General features: G+C 63.3%; 18 protein-coding genes. 6 read left to right on the top strand and 12 right to left on the bottom strand.

All coding sequences use genetic code 11. The features are described from left to right. Positions 1-50: 50 nt before the first annotated feature. The 8 genes from TabM4_RS04535 to TabM4_RS04500 form a co-directional block, all read right to left on the bottom strand. Positions 51-1163: a Gfo/Idh/MocA family protein gene (locus TabM4_RS04535; protein WP_434619057.1), complete on the bottom strand. Its 1113-nt coding sequence runs from the start codon at positions 1161-1163 to the stop codon at positions 51-53. Continuing rightward, positions 1160-2224 carry a sugar phosphate isomerase/epimerase family protein gene (locus TabM4_RS04530; protein WP_434619054.1) on the bottom strand — a complete coding sequence of 355 codons (1065 nt, stop codon included), beginning with the start codon at positions 2222-2224 and terminating at the stop codon, positions 1160-1162. The genes TabM4_RS04535 and TabM4_RS04530 overlap by 4 nt, the downstream gene beginning before the upstream one ends. Next, positions 2221-2520, bottom strand: coding sequence for a putative quinol monooxygenase (locus TabM4_RS04525; RefSeq protein ID WP_434619051.1), 300 nt, complete (start codon positions 2518-2520; stop codon positions 2221-2223). Before TabM4_RS04525 ends, TabM4_RS04530 begins: the two co-directional genes overlap by 4 nt. 2 nt (positions 2521-2522) lie before the next feature. Beyond that, a complete protein-coding gene (locus TabM4_RS04520) occupies positions 2523-3479 on the bottom strand; it encodes an ABC transporter permease (RefSeq protein WP_434619048.1) in 957 nt (318 codons plus the stop codon). Next, a complete protein-coding gene (locus TabM4_RS04515; RefSeq protein WP_434619045.1) occupies positions 3472-5043 on the bottom strand; it encodes a sugar ABC transporter ATP-binding protein in 1572 nt (523 codons plus the stop codon). The genes TabM4_RS04520 and TabM4_RS04515 overlap by 8 nt, the downstream gene beginning before the upstream one ends. Further along, on the bottom strand, positions 5040-6206 hold the full coding sequence (locus TabM4_RS04510) for a Gfo/Idh/MocA family protein (RefSeq protein WP_434619042.1): 1167 nt from the start codon (positions 6204-6206) through the stop codon (positions 5040-5042). The genes TabM4_RS04515 and TabM4_RS04510 overlap by 4 nt, the downstream gene beginning before the upstream one ends. Before the next feature lie 126 nt (positions 6207-6332). Beyond that, positions 6333-7454 (bottom strand): substrate-binding domain-containing protein, encoded by a 1122-nt coding sequence (locus TabM4_RS04505; protein ID WP_434619039.1) that lies wholly within the window; start codon positions 7452-7454, stop codon positions 6333-6335. A 55-nt stretch (positions 7455-7509) separates the two neighbouring features. After that, positions 7510-8331: a sugar phosphate isomerase/epimerase family protein gene (locus tag TabM4_RS04500; RefSeq protein ID WP_434619036.1), complete on the bottom strand. Its 822-nt coding sequence runs from the start codon at positions 8329-8331 to the stop codon at positions 7510-7512. Positions 8332-8553: 222 nt separating this feature from the next. On the opposite strand from TabM4_RS04500, the gene TabM4_RS04495 reads away from it, so the two are divergent. Beyond that, on the top strand, positions 8554-9924 hold the full coding sequence (locus tag TabM4_RS04495; RefSeq protein WP_434619033.1) for an ROK family protein: 1371 nt from the start codon (positions 8554-8556) through the stop codon (positions 9922-9924). Beyond that, the gene (locus tag TabM4_RS04490) at positions 9921-10931 is read left to right on the top strand and encodes a substrate-binding domain-containing protein (protein WP_434619030.1); all 1011 of its coding nucleotides are present in this window, start codon (positions 9921-9923) and stop codon (positions 10929-10931) included. Before TabM4_RS04495 ends, TabM4_RS04490 begins: the two co-directional genes overlap by 4 nt. Before the next feature lie 295 nt (positions 10932-11226). Here the strand turns inward: TabM4_RS04490 and TabM4_RS04485 are convergent, their stop codons facing one another. The 4 genes from TabM4_RS04485 to TabM4_RS04470 all read right to left on the bottom strand — a co-directional run bounded on the left by TabM4_RS04485 (position 11227) and on the right by TabM4_RS04470 (position 15464). Further along, on the bottom strand, positions 11227-12108 hold the full coding sequence (locus tag TabM4_RS04485) for a recombinase family protein (RefSeq protein ID WP_434619027.1): 882 nt from the start codon (positions 12106-12108) through the stop codon (positions 11227-11229). 1219 nt (positions 12109-13327) lie between these two features. Continuing rightward, on the bottom strand, positions 13328-13876 hold the full coding sequence (locus TabM4_RS04480; protein ID WP_434619024.1) for an XRE family transcriptional regulator: 549 nt from the start codon (positions 13874-13876) through the stop codon (positions 13328-13330). Positions 13877-13896: 20 nt separating this feature from the next. After that, the gene (locus TabM4_RS04475; RefSeq protein WP_434619021.1) at positions 13897-15207 is read right to left on the bottom strand and encodes an MFS transporter; all 1311 of its coding nucleotides are present in this window, start codon (positions 15205-15207) and stop codon (positions 13897-13899) included. Continuing rightward, positions 15207-15464 (bottom strand): metal-sensing transcriptional repressor, encoded by a 258-nt coding sequence (locus TabM4_RS04470; protein ID WP_434619018.1) that lies wholly within the window; start codon positions 15462-15464, stop codon positions 15207-15209. The genes TabM4_RS04475 and TabM4_RS04470 overlap by 1 nt, the downstream gene beginning before the upstream one ends. A 46-nt stretch (positions 15465-15510) precedes the next feature. Between TabM4_RS04470 and TabM4_RS04465 the strand changes: the two genes are divergently transcribed. From TabM4_RS04465 to TabM4_RS04450, 4 genes are all read left to right on the top strand, one after another. Next, on the top strand, positions 15511-15867 hold the full coding sequence (locus TabM4_RS04465; protein ID WP_434619015.1) for a hypothetical protein: 357 nt from the start codon (positions 15511-15513) through the stop codon (positions 15865-15867). A 69-nt stretch (positions 15868-15936) separates the two neighbouring features. Further along, positions 15937-16644: a HupE/UreJ family protein gene (locus TabM4_RS04460; protein WP_434619012.1), complete on the top strand. Its 708-nt coding sequence runs from the start codon at positions 15937-15939 to the stop codon at positions 16642-16644. Between the two features lie 11 nt (positions 16645-16655). Beyond that, the gene (locus TabM4_RS04455) at positions 16656-17516 is read left to right on the top strand and encodes a hypothetical protein (RefSeq protein WP_434619010.1); all 861 of its coding nucleotides are present in this window, start codon (positions 16656-16658) and stop codon (positions 17514-17516) included. Between the two features lie 296 nt (positions 17517-17812). Next, positions 17813-18763: a DUF3800 domain-containing protein gene (locus TabM4_RS04450; protein ID WP_434619007.1), complete on the top strand. Its 951-nt coding sequence runs from the start codon at positions 17813-17815 to the stop codon at positions 18761-18763. Positions 18764-18767: the final 4 nt, after the last annotated feature.

The following is an 18767-nucleotide window of genomic DNA, read 5'->3' as shown; positions in this document are numbered from 1 at the left end:
TCGGGTGAGCGGTGAGAACATCTTTCAGATGTGCCTATCGTCCTCGAATGTTAGGCCGCCGTCCACATTCCACCCGCCTCATTCGAACGGACACACGCGCGGATGAAACGCATTCCTGCAAGTCCGTCCTCGGCGGTAGCCAGCGCTCGCGTCGACGCCAAGCTCTTCCCTTCGATCAGATCCGCCGCATCGGCGTATAGAGTTGCGAACGCCTCCAGATAGCCTTCGGGATGGCCGGACGGTATGCGGCTTGGCGTTTGGGTCAAGCCGTCACCGCGGCGCAGCAGGCGGGTCGTGTCGCCAAGCGGGGTGAATTTGAGCAGATCGGGGTCTTCCTGATCCCATGCCAGCCCCCCCCTTTCGCCGGCGATGCGGAACCGCAGCGCGTTCTTGGTGCCGGGGGCGATCTGGCTTGCCCAGATCATCCCCTTCGCGCCGCCATGGAAACGCAGAAGCACCGCCGCGTTGTCATCCAGCCGCCGCCCTTGTTCGAAGGCGGTGAGGTCGGCAAGAACGGCCTGCAAACCAAGCCCTGTCACGAAGGTCGCAAGGTTGACGGCATGGGTCCCGATATCCGCGATGCAACCGCCCTCGCCCGACATGCGGGGATCGGTGCGCCAGACCGCCTGTTTCTGCCCGCTCTGTTCAACGGGTCCGGCCAGCCAATCCTGCAGGTATTCGACCTGCACGTGACGCACCGCCCCGATCGCGCCTTCGGCGATCATCCAGCGCGCCTCGCGCACCATCGGATAGCCGATATAGGTCTGGGTCAGCACGAAGGGCACGGATGTTTCGGCTGCCAGCGCGGCCAGTTCCTCGGCCTCGGGAAGCGTGGCGGTCATCGGCTTGTCGCAGATCACCGCAATTCCGGCGCGCAGGAAGGCGGCCGCCACCTTGGCGTGTAGGTGGTTCGGCGTGACGATCGCGACGGCGTCGATCCCGTCAGGACGGGCTGCCTCGGCCAAAGCCATCTGCGCGAAATCGGAATAGCTGCGGTCGGGCGCAATGCCGATATCCGCCGCCGAAGCCGCGGCCCGTGCCGGGTCGGAGGACAGCGCACCTGCAACCAACTCCCACCGCCCATCAAGCCTTGCGGCCATTTGGTGGACCCCGCCGATGAAGGCCCCTTGTCCTCCGCCGACCATGCCCAGTTTCAGTGTCATGACCGGATCCCCAGCATTGCGTCCAGCACCACCTGATCAGCCCTCCCGCCTGCGAAATCGTCGAAGGCTTGCCCCGTCACCTCGATCAGATGACGGGCGATAAAGGGCGCACCCTCAGCGGCACCCTGCGCAGGGGATTTCAGGAAGCACTCCCATTCCATCACTGCCCAGCCGCGATAGCCGTGCTGGGTCAGACGCGTGAAGACGGCCGGAAAATCCACCTGCCCGTCGCCAAGACTGCGGAAACGTCCGGCCCGTTCGGCCCAGGGCGAGTAGCCGGAATAGACGCCCTGCCTTCCGTCGGGGCGGAATTCGGCGTCCTTTACGTGGAACGCCGAAATACGGTCGTGATAGAGGTCGATGAAGGCCAGATAATCCATCGCCTGCAACAGGAAGTGCGACGGGTCGTAATTGATCCGCGCGCGGGGGTGTTCGGCTACGGCGGACAGGAACCGCTCCCAGCTTGCGCCGTCAAACACATCCTCTCCGGGATGGAGTTCAAAGCCGATATCGACACCCGCATCGTCATAGGCATCGAGGATCGGGGTCCAGCGGCGGGCAAGTTCGGCGAATACCGTTTCAACCAGTCCGGCAGGGCGCTGCGGCCAAGGATAAAGATAGGGGAAGGCCAGCGATCCGGTGAAGCTGACCGTTCCCGAAAGCCCCAAACGCCGCGCCGCCGTTGCGGCCTTTGTCACCTGATCGACCGCCCATGCCTCCCGTGCGGCAGGATTGCCCCGCACCGTTTCGGGCGCGAAGGCATCGAAGGCCGCGTCATAAGCGGGGTTCACTGCAACCAACTGGCCTTGCAGATGCGTGGACAGTTCTGTGATGGCGACGCCCGCTTCGGCGCAGATGCCCAGCACCTCGTCCGCATAGGTCTGGCTTTCGGAGCAGAGGTCCAGATCGAACAACCGCCGATCCCAAGACGGGATTTGCACGCCCTTGTAACCCAGCCCTGCCGCCCAGGCCGTGATCGCAGGCAGGCTGTCGAAGGGTGCATCATTCCCCGCGAATTGCGCCAGAAAGATGCCCGGACCCTTGATCGCGCTGCCCGTCATGCCGCCCTCTCTGACAGCATGGTCAGGGGCCGGATCTCCACCGGACAAGCCAGTAGACGGTCAAGCTGCGAAAACAGCGGTTTCAGATGCGGCATCGCCAAATGCGCGTCCAGCGCCGCGCGGTCGGTCCAGTTCTCGTAAAAGACGAAGACGCAAGGATCGGCAGCATCGACGTGGAAGTCGTAGTTGATGCACCCCGCCTCGGCCCGCGTCGGCGCGACCTGCGCCATCAGCAGTGATGCCAGTTCCTCGCGCGTTTCCGGGCGTGCGGTGACGGTTCCGATGATCGTATACATGGTCAGCTCCGCTTCTGGCTCAGGGCCACGGCAAGGATGATGATCGCGCCCTTGGCGATCAGCTGCTGGCTGAACTCCAGCCCCATTAGGATCAGCCCGTTGTTGATCATCCCGATCATCAACGCGCCGACGATGGTCCCGATGACCGTCCCCTTGCCTCCGAACAGGCTTGTCCCGCCAAGGACGGCTGCGGCGATGACCGAAAGCTCATCCCCTTCGCCAAGCTGAAAGCGGCCCGATTGCAGGCGTCCTGCGTAAAGCATCCCGGCCAGTGCAGCAGCGCAAGAGGACAGGACTAGCACCTTGAACTTGATACTGCGCGTGTCGATTCCGGAATAGCGTGCGGCCATTTCGCCCCCGCCCGTCGCCAGCACCTTGCGGCCAAAGCCCGACCGGCGCAGCGCGACATGACCGACGCCCGCGATCACCGCCATCCAGAACATCAGGACCGGGATGGGGCCGACCGAACCGCCACCGAAGAGCCAGGAATAGCCGGGGGACAGGATTGGCACGGCCGCCGTGTCGGAAATCCACATGGCCACGCCCTTGGCGATGCCCATCATGGCAAGTGTCGTCAGGAAGGACGGAATTCCGATCCGCGTCGTAAGCCAGCCGTTGAACATGCCCACGGCAAGCCCCGTTGCCAACCCGGCAAGGACGCCACCAACAGGCCCGGCGACGGCGATCGCCATGGCAACCGTCACCGTGGTCAGCCCCGCCACCGCGCCCACCGACAGGTCGATCTCGCCCGCCGACAGCACGAAGGTCATGGCCACCGCCATCACCGCGATCATCGCGGTCTGCCGCACGATGTTCAGCAGGTTGTTCGGGTTCAGGAAGCCCTTGTCGTTCAGCGTAAGCGCGAAGACAACAAAGATGACCACGAAGCCGATATAGATGATGTTCTGCCGCCAATTGGCGAAGAATGCCCCGGCCGGGGCGGTTGCTGCCTTAGCCATGGCTGGCCTCCTTGATGGTCAGGGCTTTCTGGATTTCGATCTGAAGGCGGCGCTCGGCCGCTTGCAGGCCATGTTCGGGGTTCGTCTCAGAGGGATCGTCCAGTTCGGTGCGGTCCAGCATCTGGTGCGCCCGGCCATCCGCCATCACGAGGATGCGGTCGCAGGCCGTCAGCAGTTCCGACAGCTCCGAGGAGATGACGATGACGGCCTTCCCCGCCTGCGCCAGGTCCCGCACCAGACGGATGATTTCGGCCTTCGACCCGATATCGATTCCTGCCGTCGGTTCATCGAGGATCAGGATTTCCGGCTCCGTCGCCAGCCACTTTCCGATAACCACCTTCTGCTGGTTTCCCCCCGACAGCGTGGACACGGCATGATCACGGCTTGCCGTCTTGATCGACAGGCGGGCGATCATGTCTTCTGCGATGTCCCGCACGCGGGCACGGTCCACGAAGCCGCGCGGCGCGATGCGCCCGATCACTGACATGACCATGTTGTCGGCAACGCTATGGGCCGGAATGATGCCCTGCGTCGCCCGCGCCTCGGGAACCAAAGCGATGCCATGGGCCACGGCGTCGGCGGGGCGGCGGATCGCCACCTTCGCGCCCTTGATGCGCATCTCGCCCGAAACGGAGGGTTCGATCCCTGCGATGACGCGGGCCAAGGCCGACCGGCCGGAACCGAGCAGGCCCGCCAGTCCCAGCACTTCCCCCCGATGCAGCGCGAAGCTGACGTTTTCGGGTTTGTGCGGGCCGGTCACGTTCGACAGTTCCAGCAGAACCTCGCCCCGCGACACGTCACCCCGGGCCACATCGGCCAGCCCTTTGGATTTCTTGCCGACGATATGCTCGATCATTACGTCGATGGGCAGGTCAGCCAGCGGCGCGGTGATGACGTGTTTGCCGTCCCGCAGGATCGTGGCGCGGTCCGCGATACGGGCAATTTCGTCCATGCGGTGACTGACATAGATGATCGCCACGCCCTTTGCCTTCAACTGCCGCAGAAAGACGAACAGGCGCTCCACATCCGACACCGAGAGCGCGGTCGAGGGTTCGTCGAGGATCATGACGCGGGCATCCTGACTGATCGCCTTTGCAATCTCGGTCAGTTGCTTCTGCCCGGCCCCCAGATCGCCCACCACCGCGGACGGATCGACCTCGACCTGCAACATGTCGAAAATCGCCTGCGCACGCCGGACGGAATCGGCATCATCAATCATCCCGCGCGCATCCCGCGCCTCGCGCGTCAGGAAGATGTTCTGCGCCACGGTCAACGTCGGGATCAGCGACATTTCCTGAAAGTTCATTGCGATGCCCGCCGCCCGCGCCGCTTCGGGCGAGTGGGCGGCCAGTTTCCGGCCACCAACCTCGATCTCGCCCTCCTCCGGCACGTGAACGCCGTTCAGAACCTTGAGGATGGTGGACTTCCCCGCCCCGTTACCGCCAAGCAGGGCGTGAACTTCACCGGCAAACACCTCGAAATCCACACCGTCCAGCGCGCGGATGCCGCCGAAGGATTTGGAAATCCCCGTCATCCGCACGGCAACCGGGGCGGGGGCGGTCATTCCACCCGCTCCCACTTGCCGGTTTCACCCGACCGCAGCAGGGCTTCGGCCACCAGTTCCGTCAGCAGACCATCCTCGAAATTCGGGCTAGGCTGCTTGCCGCTGGCAATCGCGCTGAACAGGTCGAAGCATTCGACGATCTTCGTTTCCGAATAGCCGATGCCCAGACCGGGGATCGGCCACAGACCGCCGCCATAGGGATGCGCGGGGCCGGTATAGACCGTGCGGAACCCGCGCGCGTCGGCGGGATCGTCGGCAAACATCACCTGCAATTCGTCGCGGCGTTCGTAGTTGAAGTGGATGGAGCCCTTCGTCCCGTGGATTTCCAGCGTGATGAAGTTGTTGCGCCCCCACGCGTTGCGCGTGGCCTCCAAACTGCCGATGGCCCCGCCCTCGAAGCGCAGCATCGACACCACCTCGTCATCCACATCCACCGGAGCACGTTCGGCATCGGCGGATTTCTCGGACGCGCCCAGCTTGTCCACCCCGCCCTGCTGGATGGGGCGCGTCGTGACATAGGTCTTGGTCATGGCGATCACCTCGGCAATGGGACCGACGAGGTAATGCGCAAGGTCCACCACATGGGTCCCGATATCCCCCACCGTGCCGGAGCCCGCGATCTTCTTCTGAAACCGCCAGGACAGCGGCCCGTTCTCATCCGCCGACCAGTCCTGAAGATAGGTGCCGCGGAAGTTCAGGATGCGGCCGATGCGGCCTTCGTCGATATATTTCTTGGCCAGCGCCACGGCGGGCGTGCGGCGGTAGTTGAAGGCCACCATGTGGATGATGCCTGCGGCCTTCACCGCCTCGGTCATCGCGCGGGCCTCTTCGACCGTCCGCGCCAAGGGCTTTTCGCAAATGATGTGCTTGCCCGCCTTCGCCGCCGCAATGGCGATCTCGGCGTGGACATTGTTCGGCGTGCAGATATCGACCACGTCGATATCGGGCCGCGCGACCACGCTGCGCCAGTCGCTCGACGCCTCGTCGAACCCGAAACGGCGGCGGGCTTCCTCGGCGGCCCCGTCGGTGACATCGACGACGACCTTCCGGTGCGGGATGGCGGGCGCGGGCCAGAAGAACATCGGCATCGAGGCATAGGCCATGGCGTGCGCCTTGCCCATGAACCCGCCGCCGATCATGGCAACGTTCATCACTTTGGTCATCGTCAGTCTCCGGTGCTGTGCGGGACGGGTTGGGGGAAGGGGCCGGACCTTCACGGGCAGGGAGCAATTCCCCGGTAAAGGCCCGGCAGGCGCGCGGGGTGATAGGGACACCCCGCGCGGCATCGCTTACTGCATCGAGGCCTTCACGTTCTCGGTCGCCTCGGTGGAATAGACCTGCTTCCAAGCATCGAGCAGGTTCTCTTGGCTGACCGGCAGAGCAGGCAGCGCCACAAAGTCCGGCGCGTCCTTGCCCAGAAGGGCGTAACCGGCGAGCTTCGCCTCGACCACGCCGGCGTCATAGGGACGCTGTGCGCCAAGGCCCTTGATGAACCCGCCCTGCGCCATGCTGATGGCAACGTTCTCGCCAAGGTCGACGGTCGTGATGATCAGGTCATCGCGGCCATTGGCCCGCGCCGCAGCCATCACGCCTTCGGCCGGAACGTCCCAGACCGCCCAGATGCCCTTGATGTTCGGGTTGGAGGTCAGCATCGCACCCGCCGCCTTCTCGGCATCGCCCGAAAAGTCCGGCCCGCCGATCCCCTGTTCATCCACGATCTTGATGTTCGGGTAATCGCTGGCAATCGTCGCCTTGAAGGCATCGTAGCGCTGTTTGGTCACGAAGAAATCGGCGGCGTGGAACACCAGCCCGATTTCGCCCCCGTCCGGGCCAAGCGCCTTGGCCATCAGATGGGCCGCCGCGACGCCGTTGCCATAGTTGTCCGCCGACACGACCGAGACATAGTCGGTGCCCGGAACGAAACCCGCCGGAACGTTGTCCATGAATACGAGCTTCGCCCCCGCCTCTGCCGCTGCACGATAGGCGGCGGCGGTGGCGGTCGGATCGGTCGGGATCGACACGATGATGTCGGGCGACTGCGCCATGATGGTTTCAAGGTCGCTGACCTGCTTTTCGGGCTTGAAGCCCGCATCGGTCACGGCGATCACCTCGATCCCCATCGCGCCGAACTGCGTCTGCAACCCGTTGATCTGCGCCTGGCTCCAGTCATTGCCGCCGTAATGCATGACGATGGCAGCGGTGGCACCCATCTCCTTGATCTTGGCCAGCTCCTCGTCGCTCAGCACGACATCGGAGGCGGGCGACGGATCCTCACCGCTCGGCCCCTTGGACAGGACGGTTTCCTGCAACTTGGCAAGCGCCGCGTCCGGATCGGCAAAGGCCGGGGCGGCGATCCCCATGAAAAGCGCAAGCGCGGTCGCCGAGCCCATGAGGCTGCGTCTGGTCAACATAGCTTCTTCCTCCCAGAGAAGTGTCGGGGTTTCCCCCGTTTGGTGGGCAGGCGGATCAGCCCGCGATTGCCCGGTTCAGGTAGTCCATGCTCAGCCGCGCCCCTTCGGCGGGGTCGGGCCAGGAGTCGAGTTCGGTGCAGACCCAGCCCGCAAAGCCCACATCCCGCATCGCCTGCAGGATCGGCCCCGTCGGCACATCACCGCGATCGATCGGGGTGAAGGCAAAGGGGTCGCGCTGGAAGCCCTTGAGGTGGATGTAGGAAATACGCTTCGCGTGGTCGCGGATCAGCTGCGCCGGATCACCACCGGCTGCGGCCAGATGCGCCGTATCGGGACAGAAATCGATGGCGGTCAGGTCGAAGATCTTGGCCACTTCGGCAGGTCCTTCGACGATGGTTGACAGGTGCGGGTGGTAATGCGCCCGCAGCCCCCGCGCCTCGGCCAGCGCCTTCACGCGGTCGAGGGCTGCGCCCAGCTTGTGATAATCCGGCTCGCGCGTGCCGTCGAAACGCTTGGCCCCGCCGCCCACCACCAGATGCGGCGCGCCCAGTTCGGCGGCACGGTCGGCGGCGCGCGTCACGCGGGCAAGTTCCTCGGGCAGTATATCGTCGAAGATGAAGTTCCCGCCCGCATAGGTGGCGACCAGTTCCAGCCCGTTATCCGCCAGCATCCGGCGCATCTCGGCGGCGCTGTAGTCCAGCAGGTTGCCGTCGAACAGTTCCACCCCCGCATATCCGGCAGCCGCGATGTCGGCGCAGGCGCGGTCCATGTCCCCGAAGGTGCGATAGGCCAGTTGCGTGACCGAGGTGACGCCCACGGCATCCCCGCCAAGGCCGCCCCAGCAATTGGCGTGATAGGCCAGCTTCCACGCTGTCATTGGTGTCCCTCCTCCCGCGGAAAGGCTGCTGGGGTTGCCCCCCACCCATCCGGTTTCTGCCGGCCTCCTCTGACCGTGACAGCTTCGTTAAGCACGGATTCGCCGCTGGTCAACATTAATTCTGCTCATGTTCACTAACTTCTGCATTTTTACAGCAAAAGTTTTTTCTTGAACGGCAGAAGTCCCGCCCGTATCCCTTGCGAAACCCATAAGGACGCAGCCTTGCCCCTGAACGGATCCGACCTTTCCGAATCGTCCCGCCCCCGCGGCAAGGGGCGGCCGCGCACGGTAGAAACCGCTGCGCCTTCACTGGTCGAACTCCTGAACCTCGTCCGCTCGGGTGCCGCCAACACGCGGCAGGAACTGGAACGCCAAAGCGAATTCGGCCGCGCCGTGGTGGCGGATCGCCTGACGATGCTGGGCGATCTGGGACTGGTGGACGAAAGCGAACTGGGCACCGCCACGGGGGGCCGCGCCCCGCGTCTTGTGCGCTTTGCCGCGCGACGTGCCGCGATTCTTGTCGCCACATTGGATCAGACCGCGATCGGGGTGGGTGTGGCGGACCTTTCCGGCAAACTCCTGACCGAACATCACGAAGCCGCCGACCTGACCGCCCCACCCGCCGAACTGGCCGAGCGTCTGGCAGCGCTCTTCCGCTGGTCGATGGAGCGTCACGCGCCACAGGGCAGCATCTGGGGCATCTCCCTCTCGGTCCCCGGTGCCGTGCAGGGCGCGACCGAGGGTGACTTCCTGACCGTCACCCCTCCGGTCCTTCCCGCCTGGGAAGGCTTCCCGCTAGTCGAAACGCTGACCCGCGATTTCGGCGTGCCGGTCTGGATGCGGTCCAGCGTCGAGACCATGACGATGGGCGAATTGCACGCGGGCGCAGGGATCGGCACGCGCAGCATGCTTTTCCTGAAGGTTGGCCGCCGCATCGGCGCGGGCATCGTCTGCGACGGTCAGCTTTACCGTGGCGCGCATGGCGCGGCAGGTCTGATCGGATCGCTACCCGTCACCTCAGGCGGGCGGAGCGGCCCGCTTGATGCCCTCGCAGGATCTGACATGATCCAGCGCGAAGGTCTGGCGGCAGCACAGGACGGCCGCAGTCCCATGCTGGCCGACATACAGCGCCGTGGGGGCGAGATCACGGCCATCGAAGTCTCACAGGCCGCACAGATCGGCGATCCCGCCTCGGTCGCGATCCTGACGGAGTCGGGCCACCTGATCGGTCAGGTCGTGGCGACGCTGGCCAATGCGTTGAACCCGGAACTGATCGTGCTGTCGGGCTCCATCGTGCAGACAAACGACATCCTCCTCGCCGCCCTGCGCGAGGCGGTCTATGGCGCATCGCATCCCTTCGTCACCCGCGACCTGCGGATCATCCGGTCCCAGATGGGCAGTTCGGCCGGACTTGTCGGCGCGGCCCGCGTGGCATCGGAACAGCTCTTCGCGCCCGCCTTCCTGAAGGAATGGGTGATGCAGGGCAGCCCCCTTTCCCATCCTGCCTTCACCGCCCTGCAGGATCGGCTTTCGCAAACCGCATCGTCCCCTCCGCCGTCAAGGGCGCGGACCGGACAGGAGCTTCCGAGATGACGATTTCCGGCCTCGGCCCGCATGGTGAACGCGCCGCCCCGCCCGAACGGGTCAGCCTGCTGCCCGACGACCGCACCGCCGCCAAGGCCGCCGGATGGCGCGTCGCCGTGGTCCTGCACACTCTGGAAAGCGACTGGGCCAAGCAGCAACTGGCCGGAATGATGGGTATCTTCGGCGATTGCGGCGCGGCGGTCATCGACGTCGTGGACTGCGGCTTTTCACCTGACATGCAGGTGGCCGAACTCGATCGGCTGATCTCTCAACGCCCCGACGCGATCCTTTCGCTGCCCGTGGCGAATGAACAGGTTGCCGCCGCGCATCGCCGTGTGTCCGAGGCGGGCATAAAGCTGGTCCTGCTGGACAACGCGCCGACCGGCCTGTTGCCAGGCAAGGACTACACGGCGCTGGTGTCGTCGGACAATTTCGGTCTGGGCAAGATCGCGGCCGCCGGACTTTCTCCCCACATCCCCCAGGGGGCGAAAGTCGGCGTCCTCGGCTTCGCCGCCGATTTCTTCGCTACGAACGAACGTGAGATCGCCTTTACCAAATGGCTACAGGTGAACCGCCCCGACATCACACCGCGCATCCACCGCTTCGCGCGGATCGAGGACGCCGCCGCAGCCACCGATGAGCTTCTGTCGGCAAACCCCGATCTGGCGGGGCTGTTCGTCGTCTGGGACACGCCAGCCCTTACCGCAGCCACCCGCCTTGCAGAACGCGGCGCAACGATGCCCATGGCAACCGTGGATCTCGGAGAGGCCGCAGCTATCGCCCTCGCACAGGGCGAGTCTTTCTGCTGCATCGCCGCCCAACAACCTTTCCTGCAAGGCATCGCAGCCGCGCAGACCGTGATCCTGTGCCTTCTGGGTCGCCCCGTTCCCGCCTGGATCGCCCTGCCCGGCATCGGCGTCACGCGGGACAACGTGGTCGAAAGTTTCCAGACAATCTGGCGGCAACCGGCCCCGCGCGAAGTGCTTCGCATGCTTGGCCTGTCACGCGGAAAATGACGAACGGCATGGATGCGACGCGATGCGACGTGTTTACCGGCGGATTTGAATGCGCCTAGATTCTGTAACGACTGGCCATCGACATACTACCGCGACAGTCCGCTAAGGGCCGAGAGTGCGACGACTTACGAGATGTGCGGAGTCCCGCCACTCAGCCAGCCGCTCTCTGGTGCGTCCTTCGCGCTGGCCGCTACCCTTATAGCACCCGCACCCACAGAGCGCACCAGCGCGCTCCCCACGAAGTCTAGCAGCACTCCACCGCCCGGGTGTCATGCACGCTTCTGTCGAAGCACCCTCAGAAACGCCCAAAGTCAGGGTTCTTCTGCAAAGACCGGTGCTCCTCTGCGGCCTCCTTCGCAAGGAACACACGCGCCTTTCGCAGTGGGATCGTCACACGCGTGATGTCCATCGGATTTCCATGGAGTGTCCGGACACCCTTCATGTTCAGATGTTCGACCACCTGCTGGCGTGTAACGGCGGATGCATTCGGAACCCTCTTCAGGAAATCCATAATCTCGCGGATGATCGCGTCAGATTTCTCTTTCGCAACCTTGGTGCCGGATTTGTGCACCGACCTGATCTTTGGGTTTCCGAATACCGCGCCGTCGTCCTTGCGCTGACTCATCGCCCTCTTCGTGCGCCGCGAGATTTCGTTACGCTGCTCCTCGGCATGAGCAAGCCTGGAGTTCTTGGATGCGTCCGAAAGCGTTTCTGCCTCTTTCAGCGATGCAACCCTCTCAGTGCCTGGAAGCAGATCCTTCAACATCTTCTCTGACGCTGCATGACGTGAAAGGCGCGACCAGTCCCAGACGACGAGAACTGCGTCGAACTCACGGCAAGCTTCGAGAGCTCGTTGAAGACCAAGCCGCGATGGAAAGCTTTTTGAACCGGCGCCGGAAGCAACATCTTCGAAGATCTCGACCAAGGGCAGATCAGCGCGACGCGCAAAATCTCGGATTGCAGCCCGCTGGAGATCAAGACTGATGCCGTCAGTTCTTTGGCGATCCGTAGAAACGCGGACGTATCCGACGATCGCTCTTGGTTTCCTTGTTGTTCTTGCCTGCTTGACCATGTTCAGTCCCACCTTCACCGATGAAAGAACGATAGGACGGGGAAAACAGGGCTTGAAGGGTGGTTCTGGACGAAGCGCGTGTGAGTTCCAGAAGGCGACCGCCATGTGCGAACAAGAGGACAGGTTGAATGTCCGTTGGATGTGCAGGAACGCGAGGGCCAGCCAGCGCGCCCGTTATGCCTCGACCCTGCCAGCCAGCCGAATGACGAGCCTGCACAAGAAAGAGCCTACGAAGAGCGTCCTGCCCTGATCCTACCCATGAGAATGCCTGTGTTCTGTATAAGGGGGTAAGGGTCGCAGGTGCTGGGGTAGAAGGTAGCTGATGAACTGGTAGAGGGTGAGGGAACCTATCCGATCCCCCTTAGGTTCCCTCAGGGTAAAGCGGAGGGCATGGACCTTGTTCCTGAATGACGCTGGTGCACTGGTGGGAGGTGAGGGGTGATGGGGATCAGACCAATCAAACCCTGCGGTTCGCGTCAGGCCATATCCTGAGCCTCGAACTGGGATCAGATAGGTCCGGTTACATCCATCCGCTTCCGACCAACAGGCGCTCTGTCGACGTTTGCCTGACCCATCATCCAGCCAGATAGCTATCTCATCATCCAGCTGTTTAGCCATAGCAATGTTGCTGTCAGTCTTTGCTTCGCCCCCCTTTCCGCATGGACATAGCTATGGCCGTATCCAGCTATATGACCACGTCCTCGTTCGCCTGCTGTCGCATCTACCCAGGGAAGCCTGCGTTTTCGAAGTGTGACCGCGCCGAGGGTAGATTTTCGCGCACTGATCTAGCTACGGCAGCATTTCCGCATCTAGCTTTACATCCTCATGCAGGGTCGGGAAATCCGGACATTGGCGGTGCTCAACACGGCCGATACGAACAACTGTGCTAGATCTGTCTTTGTCAGATCGCCCATTTTCCCCATCGCTCAGAATCTTCACCGCGGATGCCTGCCGCAGCCTTGTTTTATTGGGTTTACGCTTTGGACACGGTCTCAATTCGTCAAAGCCGCGGAGTATATCTGTTGTCCTGAATACCCATCTATCAAGCAGGAATGACCAGCCTCTGTGAAAGACATGGCAAGTGGGGTAAGAAGCCGACAAACCAGTTGGGACCGCGCCTGACACGATCCCGACCGAGTTCCATCAGATGAGCTTCCTTCGGTGACCCGCGATCGTTTCGCCAAATGCTCGGATCTCGTTCATGTCCGGGGGCGGGACGTTGCCATCACAGATAAGGCGAAGAAGTTCGATCCATTTCCATTCGCTTTCCGTTGGCGAACGGCAAGGGTCACTTCGGTCTACTGCCGTCCTCGGCTTGTTGGGCTCACCGTTCATAGCGAAGCACCAGTCTCATCATGGACACGGCCATCGAAGAGGGTGCCGGATCGGTGTTTCCGGAGCATTCCCGGATCAGTTCCAGCCACTCTTTTTCGTTGGCGGTGGCGGGCTCTCCGAGAAGGTCGGTAAAGACGCGCATCATCTTCGGACCGAAGGTCTGTTCCAACGCTAGTCGCATGAGGTGGGCAGGATCAGTTTCGAGTGCTTCAGCGAGGCAGGGCACTCGGTCGAGGGCCAACTTCGCGTTCCCCTGCTTCAGCATAGTAATGAAATTGGCGTTCTTAAAACCGGCTTCACGCGCGATGTCAGCCTGGGTCTTGTGGTGAAGTTCACCGATCCGCTTGTCGAGGAACTTCGCGAGGCGGGAGGAGGCGTAGGGAGTCGTGGTCATCTGCTGTCCTTGAATGCTGCGCACGTCGATGTGCGATGACTCAAGAATAGCGAGCGGGTGCATGGGGAGTTCGTGGGGGTTGTATGGCAGATCGAAGTTGGTCGGCTGGTCGATCAGGGCGGCAAGCGGACAGTCACCCTCCATGCTTGACCGTCCGGATCCAGTCACCCCGCGCCCTTCGGCCACTGCTGGTGCAGACCATCGATGACAAATGGATGTGAATGCGCTTCTCCATGCTCACGCAGATGCGGATGGTCCAGGGGGAGGTCCGGATGATCATGCTGAATGACCGCCGGATCACGGACAGGCCAAAGGCGCAGGACCGTCGCCAGACTAAGTGATCCGATCACCGCAAGCGTCAGCGCCGATGCCGACAACCCCGCCTCTGCCCCGATCCATCCCGCAAGCGGATAGGTCACTAGCCAGCAGGCATGGGACAGGGCGAATTGTGCGGCAAAGACCGCGCCGCGATCTGCCTCGTGGGCCGAACGGTTGATGATGCGCCCGATGGGTGTCTGGGTTAGCGAGAAGCCGAAGCCGATCACCGCCCAGAGCGCCATCAGCGTGGCAAAGCCAACGATCAACGGCACGGCTGCAACCCCTGCCACCATCATCACGGCTCCACCGATCATTACCGTCCGATCTGCGAGCCGCATCAGCAGGCGCGGGATCAGGAAGGCTGCCAGCATGGACCCTACACCGAAGGTCGCGAAGGCAAGCGCCACGGACTCCTCCCCCAAGCCCAGCCGGTCCTTCACCAGAACGACCGTGTTCACATAAACCATCGCCCCCGCCGCCGCGACGGCGGCCTCCATCACCATCAGCCCCCGCAGGCGCGGGGTTGCGGTGTAGATCCGGATGCCCTTGGTCACATCCGCCCAGAACGGGCCATCCTCTGCCCGTTTCCGCACCGGCAGTCGGGCGGTTGCGACGAGCAGCGCCGAACCGACAAAGCCCACCACGGTCCCGACGAAGAGAACGGGAAAACCCACCACAGTCAGCAGCGCTGCGGCGAGGATGGGCGAGGCGACCTGTTCCAGATCCTCGGCCAAGCGCAGCAGGGACAGGGCGTTGGTATAGTCCCCCTCATCTTTCAGGACATCGGGGATCACAGCCTGAAATGCGGGCGTAAAACCCGCCGACGCGGCCTGCAGCGCGAAGATCAGCACATAGACCTGCCAGACCTGATCGACGAAGGGCAGGAACGCAATGACACCGGCACGGATCAGGTCCAGCGCCACAAGAAATGCGCGGCGCGGCAGCCGTTCCGCCACTGCCGCCGCAATGGGGGCGAGCGTCACATAGGCCACCATCTTGATGGCCAGCGCAGTTCCCAGCACCGCCCCCGCATCCTCCCCCGCAAGATCCCAAGCCAGAAGGCCGAGGGCGACCGTGGCCAGTCCTGTGCCGACCAGCGCCACGATCTGTGCGGCAAAGAGGTGAAGGAAGGTCGGGTTGCGCAGCGTGGACAGCATCACAGGAGCTTCGTCAGGGCCTTGATCTCGGCCATGTCGTGCCCATGCCCCTCGGTCAGACAGTGGTCGATATGGTCATGGATCAGGGCCCGCTTGGCCTCGGCCACCGCCCGCTCCACCGCGTGCAGTTGTGTGGCAAGGTCGAGGCAGGGCTTGCCCTCCTCGATCATGGCGACGACGCGGCGCAGATGGCCTTCGGCGCGCTTCAGGCGGGTGGCGATGGCGGGGTGGCTTGCATGGCGGTGCGGTTCTGTCATAGAAGCACCGTAACCCCCCGGGGGGGATAGAACAAGGTGGCGTGATGTGTCGCGCCAAAACGGGCAGATGGGCAAAGGGCGGATAATCCGGGCACGGCTGGCGGCGCTTGCGCTGTTTCTCGCTCTTGCCGTCGCGCCGGTCTTTTCCGCCCTTACCCACGGGCCGGGCCAGATCGCGACGGCAGAAGACCACGCCGTATGGCATGCCGAACAGGGCGAACATTGGCATGCCACCGATCATGGCCATCACGATGCTGGGGACCATGACCATAACCCGACTGTGATCCTGCCTGCTGGCGGCGAGGTGCAAACAGCGCCGACAAACGAAGTCTGGACCGCGCAGGGCAACCTGCTCTCGGGCACCATTCGCGATGGCCCGCGCCGCCCCCCGCGGTTGACCTGACCGACCCTTCGCTGCGGCGGGCCATCCGGCCCTGCCGCATGATCCGTCAGTCAATCAACGGGAAATCACATGACAGTCTTCCATCCGACGCCACAGCGCGTCTGGACGGCAGTTGCCATCCTTTGCGTCACGCTTCTCTGGGCGGGCGCGGCGCTGGCACATGCCGTCACCCTTGGCGACAAGGGCTATATCCAGGAAATCACCGGACCGCAGATCATCCCCTTTCTCTATCTGGGGGCAAAGCACATGGTCACGGGATATGACCATATCCTCTTCCTCTTTGGCGTGATCTTTTTCCTTTACGGGATGCGCGAGATCGGCCTTTACGTCACCCTCTTCGCCATCGGCCATTCCACGACGATGATCCTTGGCGTCTGGTTCAACTTCGGGATCAACGCCTATGTCATCGATGCGATCATCGGCTTCTCGGTGATCTACAAGGCGCTCGACAACCTCGGGGCCTTCCGCCTCTGGTTCGGGGTGCAGCCCGATACGAGGGTGGCGACGCTGATCTTCGGCTTTCTGCACGGCTTTGGCCTCGCTTCGAAGATCATCGAATACAACATCGCACCCGACGGGCTGCTGGTAAACCTCATCGCCTTCAATGTCGGGGTAGAGATCGGCCAGCTTACCGCGCTTGCCCTCATCCTGCTTTTCATGCGGCGATGGCGCGCGTCCCCGTCCTTTGGCCGTCAGGCCTATACCGCAAACGTCATCATGATCGGCCTTGGCGCCTACCTGATGGGCTTCCAGCTCATCGGTCTGGCTATGGCCTGAGGGAGAAACCCATGAACACGAGACATGATACCCCCCGCGCAGCGCCGGGCGCCGAGCGCACCGCCACCCGCGACGCCACCGGCCATATCCGGGGGGTCGAGGCGACCTCGGGCGGCCTGATCCGGTCCACCTTGATCGCCAGCGGGGCGGCGGCGGCCATGCTGACCATCGTCTATCTGCCCGCTGAATACGGGATCGACCCGACAGGCTTCGGCGCGGTTCTGGGCCTGACCGAGATGGGCCAGATCAAGCAGCAACTTTATGCCGAGGCGGAGGCGGATGATGCCGCGGCGGCCAACGCCCCCGTGACGCTTGACCCCGCCACGCTGGCGCGACTGGACCGGATTGAGGCGCAATTGGCCACCATCGGCGCGGTGATCGGCGCACCGCCCGCCCTGACCGAGAGCCCGACCCAGCCTGCGGAAAAGGTGACAGCGACAAGCCCGGCATCCCAAGCCGCGCCTGCGCCGGACACCGAAGCCGGAGCAGAACCCGCGCCCGAGGCCGCGCCCGCCGAAACGGCTGGCGCCGTCGAAGCCGCAGTGGCCGAGGCCACTTCCGACTGGCGCGACGAAGTCAGCTACACCCTCGCCCCCGGCGAAGGGATCGAGGTGAAGCTCGTCATGCAGGAAGGCCAGACCGCCCGCTTTGAATGGACGGCCAACGGATCGGTGTTGAACTACGACACCCACGGTGACGGAAGCGGCCAGAAGATCAGCTACGAACAGGGCCGCGCCGTGCCGGAACAGGCGGGCGACCTGACCGCCGCCTTCACCGGCAACCACGGCTGGTTCTGGCGGAACCGAACTGACGCCCCGGTGACCGTGACGCTCAAGACCGCAGGGGACTACGCGGAGATGAAGGCACCATGACGAAGACGCCTCCGGCGGTCTGAATGGGCTGCCGGAGCACACCTGCCGTTCGTCGCATAGGCAGCGACGGTCGGCTTTGGGCCGTATCTGCCCCCGTTGTTGGGTCTTGCAACGATCTGACACCGGTCGACACGAGCTCAAAGTTTTCACAAGCGAACGGCTGAAAGCAGCTTTCTTAAGAGCAAGAAAACCGCCCCTCAACCTTGTTCGTTTCGTTTCACCGATACGAGACGGGTTTGAGGCGCGGCTTATCAGGTTTAATGTGATGGGGTTTCAGCTCATGAGGGTATTCTGATTTGAGTCACCATTACACACTGTTTGTAGACGAAGCAGGAGATGACAAGGTCGATCGGCTGAAGCCGGAGCACCCGGACGGGAACAGCGAGTGGCTCTGTCTTGGCGGCTATCTCGTGCGATCCGAAGTGGAAGGCGATCTCGACCAGCGAAGGGATGACCTCCTCGCCATCGTGGGCGGCCAACCCGGCGGCGTCCTGCACTTCCAAAAATATACCTCAAGGAATAGACATGACGTGGTGCGCGCCCTTGCCAGCAAGAGGTATCCGGCGCGTGGCTTCGTGGTCTGCTCGTTCAAGCGCACGATGCTCGGCTACAACAACGCCCGTGCGGCAGCGGCCACGGGCAGCGACAAGGACTACCTCTACAACTTCGTTTGCCGCCTGCTCTTGGAGCGGGTGACGGCCTTCGTGGCTGAAGATGCCCGCAGGAAGCAGATCGAGAAGCCGATCCTCCGGATCATGATGGACCGGCGCAAGGGCCACCACTTCTACGCGTTCACAGCCTATGTCGAGCAACTGATCCGCCAAGCGATCGCGGGCACAACCTTCCTGCCAACCAGGCAAATCAATCCGCACGTCATGCGCCGCACCCAGATCAGCAACCCATCGGCCCGAGAGGTCTCAGGCATCCAGTTGGCTGATGTGCTGGTCAGCGCTTTCTTCGGATCGATCGAGCAATCCGCAATCGGTTACGGGGAAGCAGCCGCACTCGCACTGCGCCCGCTGATGGCTCCTCGCAAGCCCAGACCGCGAATGCCTACCGGCTGGAACAACGAGGGCGTCACGCTCTATCCCGCCTCGCAGGCGGCCCATCTGATCAAGCCCCAGCAGACCGCGTTCTTCGAGGGCTTCGGCTACGACATGGAATGGCTGAAGAGCCGGAAGGCCCAGAAGCAGGCGCAGCAGTTCACGCAGGCCGAGCGCATGTGGTCAGGGGATTATGACTACTGATCCT

The organism is Tabrizicola sp. M-4, from assembly GCF_051132405.1.
In the GTDB taxonomy this organism is placed as follows: Bacteria; Pseudomonadota; Alphaproteobacteria; order Rhodobacterales; family Rhodobacteraceae; genus Paragemmobacter.
This window is presented reverse-complemented; position numbering and strand designations above follow the sequence as displayed.

Coding starts and splice junctions, on each gene's coding strand:
- TabM4_RS04535 (WP_434619057.1), bottom strand. CDS start 1,163: ATGACACTGAAACTGGGCATGGTCGGCGGAGGACAAGGGGCCTTCATC.
- TabM4_RS04530 (WP_434619054.1), bottom strand. CDS start 2,224: ATGACGGGCAGCGCGATCAAGGGTCCGGGCATCTTTCTGGCGCAATTC.
- TabM4_RS04525 (WP_434619051.1), bottom strand. CDS start 2,520: ATGTATACGATCATCGGAACCGTCACCGCACGCCCGGAAACGCGCGAG.
- TabM4_RS04520 (WP_434619048.1), bottom strand. CDS start 3,479: ATGGCTAAGGCAGCAACCGCCCCGGCCGGGGCATTCTTCGCCAATTGG.
- TabM4_RS04515 (WP_434619045.1), bottom strand. CDS start 5,043: ATGACCGCCCCCGCCCCGGTTGCCGTGCGGATGACGGGGATTTCCAAA.
- TabM4_RS04510 (WP_434619042.1), bottom strand. CDS start 6,206: ATGACCAAAGTGATGAACGTTGCCATGATCGGCGGCGGGTTCATGGGC.
- TabM4_RS04505 (WP_434619039.1), bottom strand. CDS start 7,454: ATGTTGACCAGACGCAGCCTCATGGGCTCGGCGACCGCGCTTGCGCTT.
- TabM4_RS04500 (WP_434619036.1), bottom strand. CDS start 8,331: ATGACAGCGTGGAAGCTGGCCTATCACGCCAATTGCTGGGGCGGCCTT.
- TabM4_RS04490 (WP_434619030.1), top strand. CDS start 9,921: ATGACGATTTCCGGCCTCGGCCCGCATGGTGAACGCGCCGCCCCGCCC.
- TabM4_RS04485 (WP_434619027.1), bottom strand. CDS start 12,108: ATGGCGGTCGCCTTCTGGAACTCACACGCGCTTCGTCCAGAACCACCC.
- TabM4_RS04480 (WP_434619024.1), bottom strand. CDS start 13,876: ATGGAGGGTGACTGTCCGCTTGCCGCCCTGATCGACCAGCCGACCAAC.
- TabM4_RS04475 (WP_434619021.1), bottom strand. CDS start 15,207: ATGCTGTCCACGCTGCGCAACCCGACCTTCCTTCACCTCTTTGCCGCA.
- TabM4_RS04470 (WP_434619018.1), bottom strand. CDS start 15,464: ATGACAGAACCGCACCGCCATGCAAGCCACCCCGCCATCGCCACCCGC.
- TabM4_RS04460 (WP_434619012.1), top strand. CDS start 15,937: ATGACAGTCTTCCATCCGACGCCACAGCGCGTCTGGACGGCAGTTGCC.
- TabM4_RS04455 (WP_434619010.1), top strand. CDS start 16,656: ATGAACACGAGACATGATACCCCCCGCGCAGCGCCGGGCGCCGAGCGC.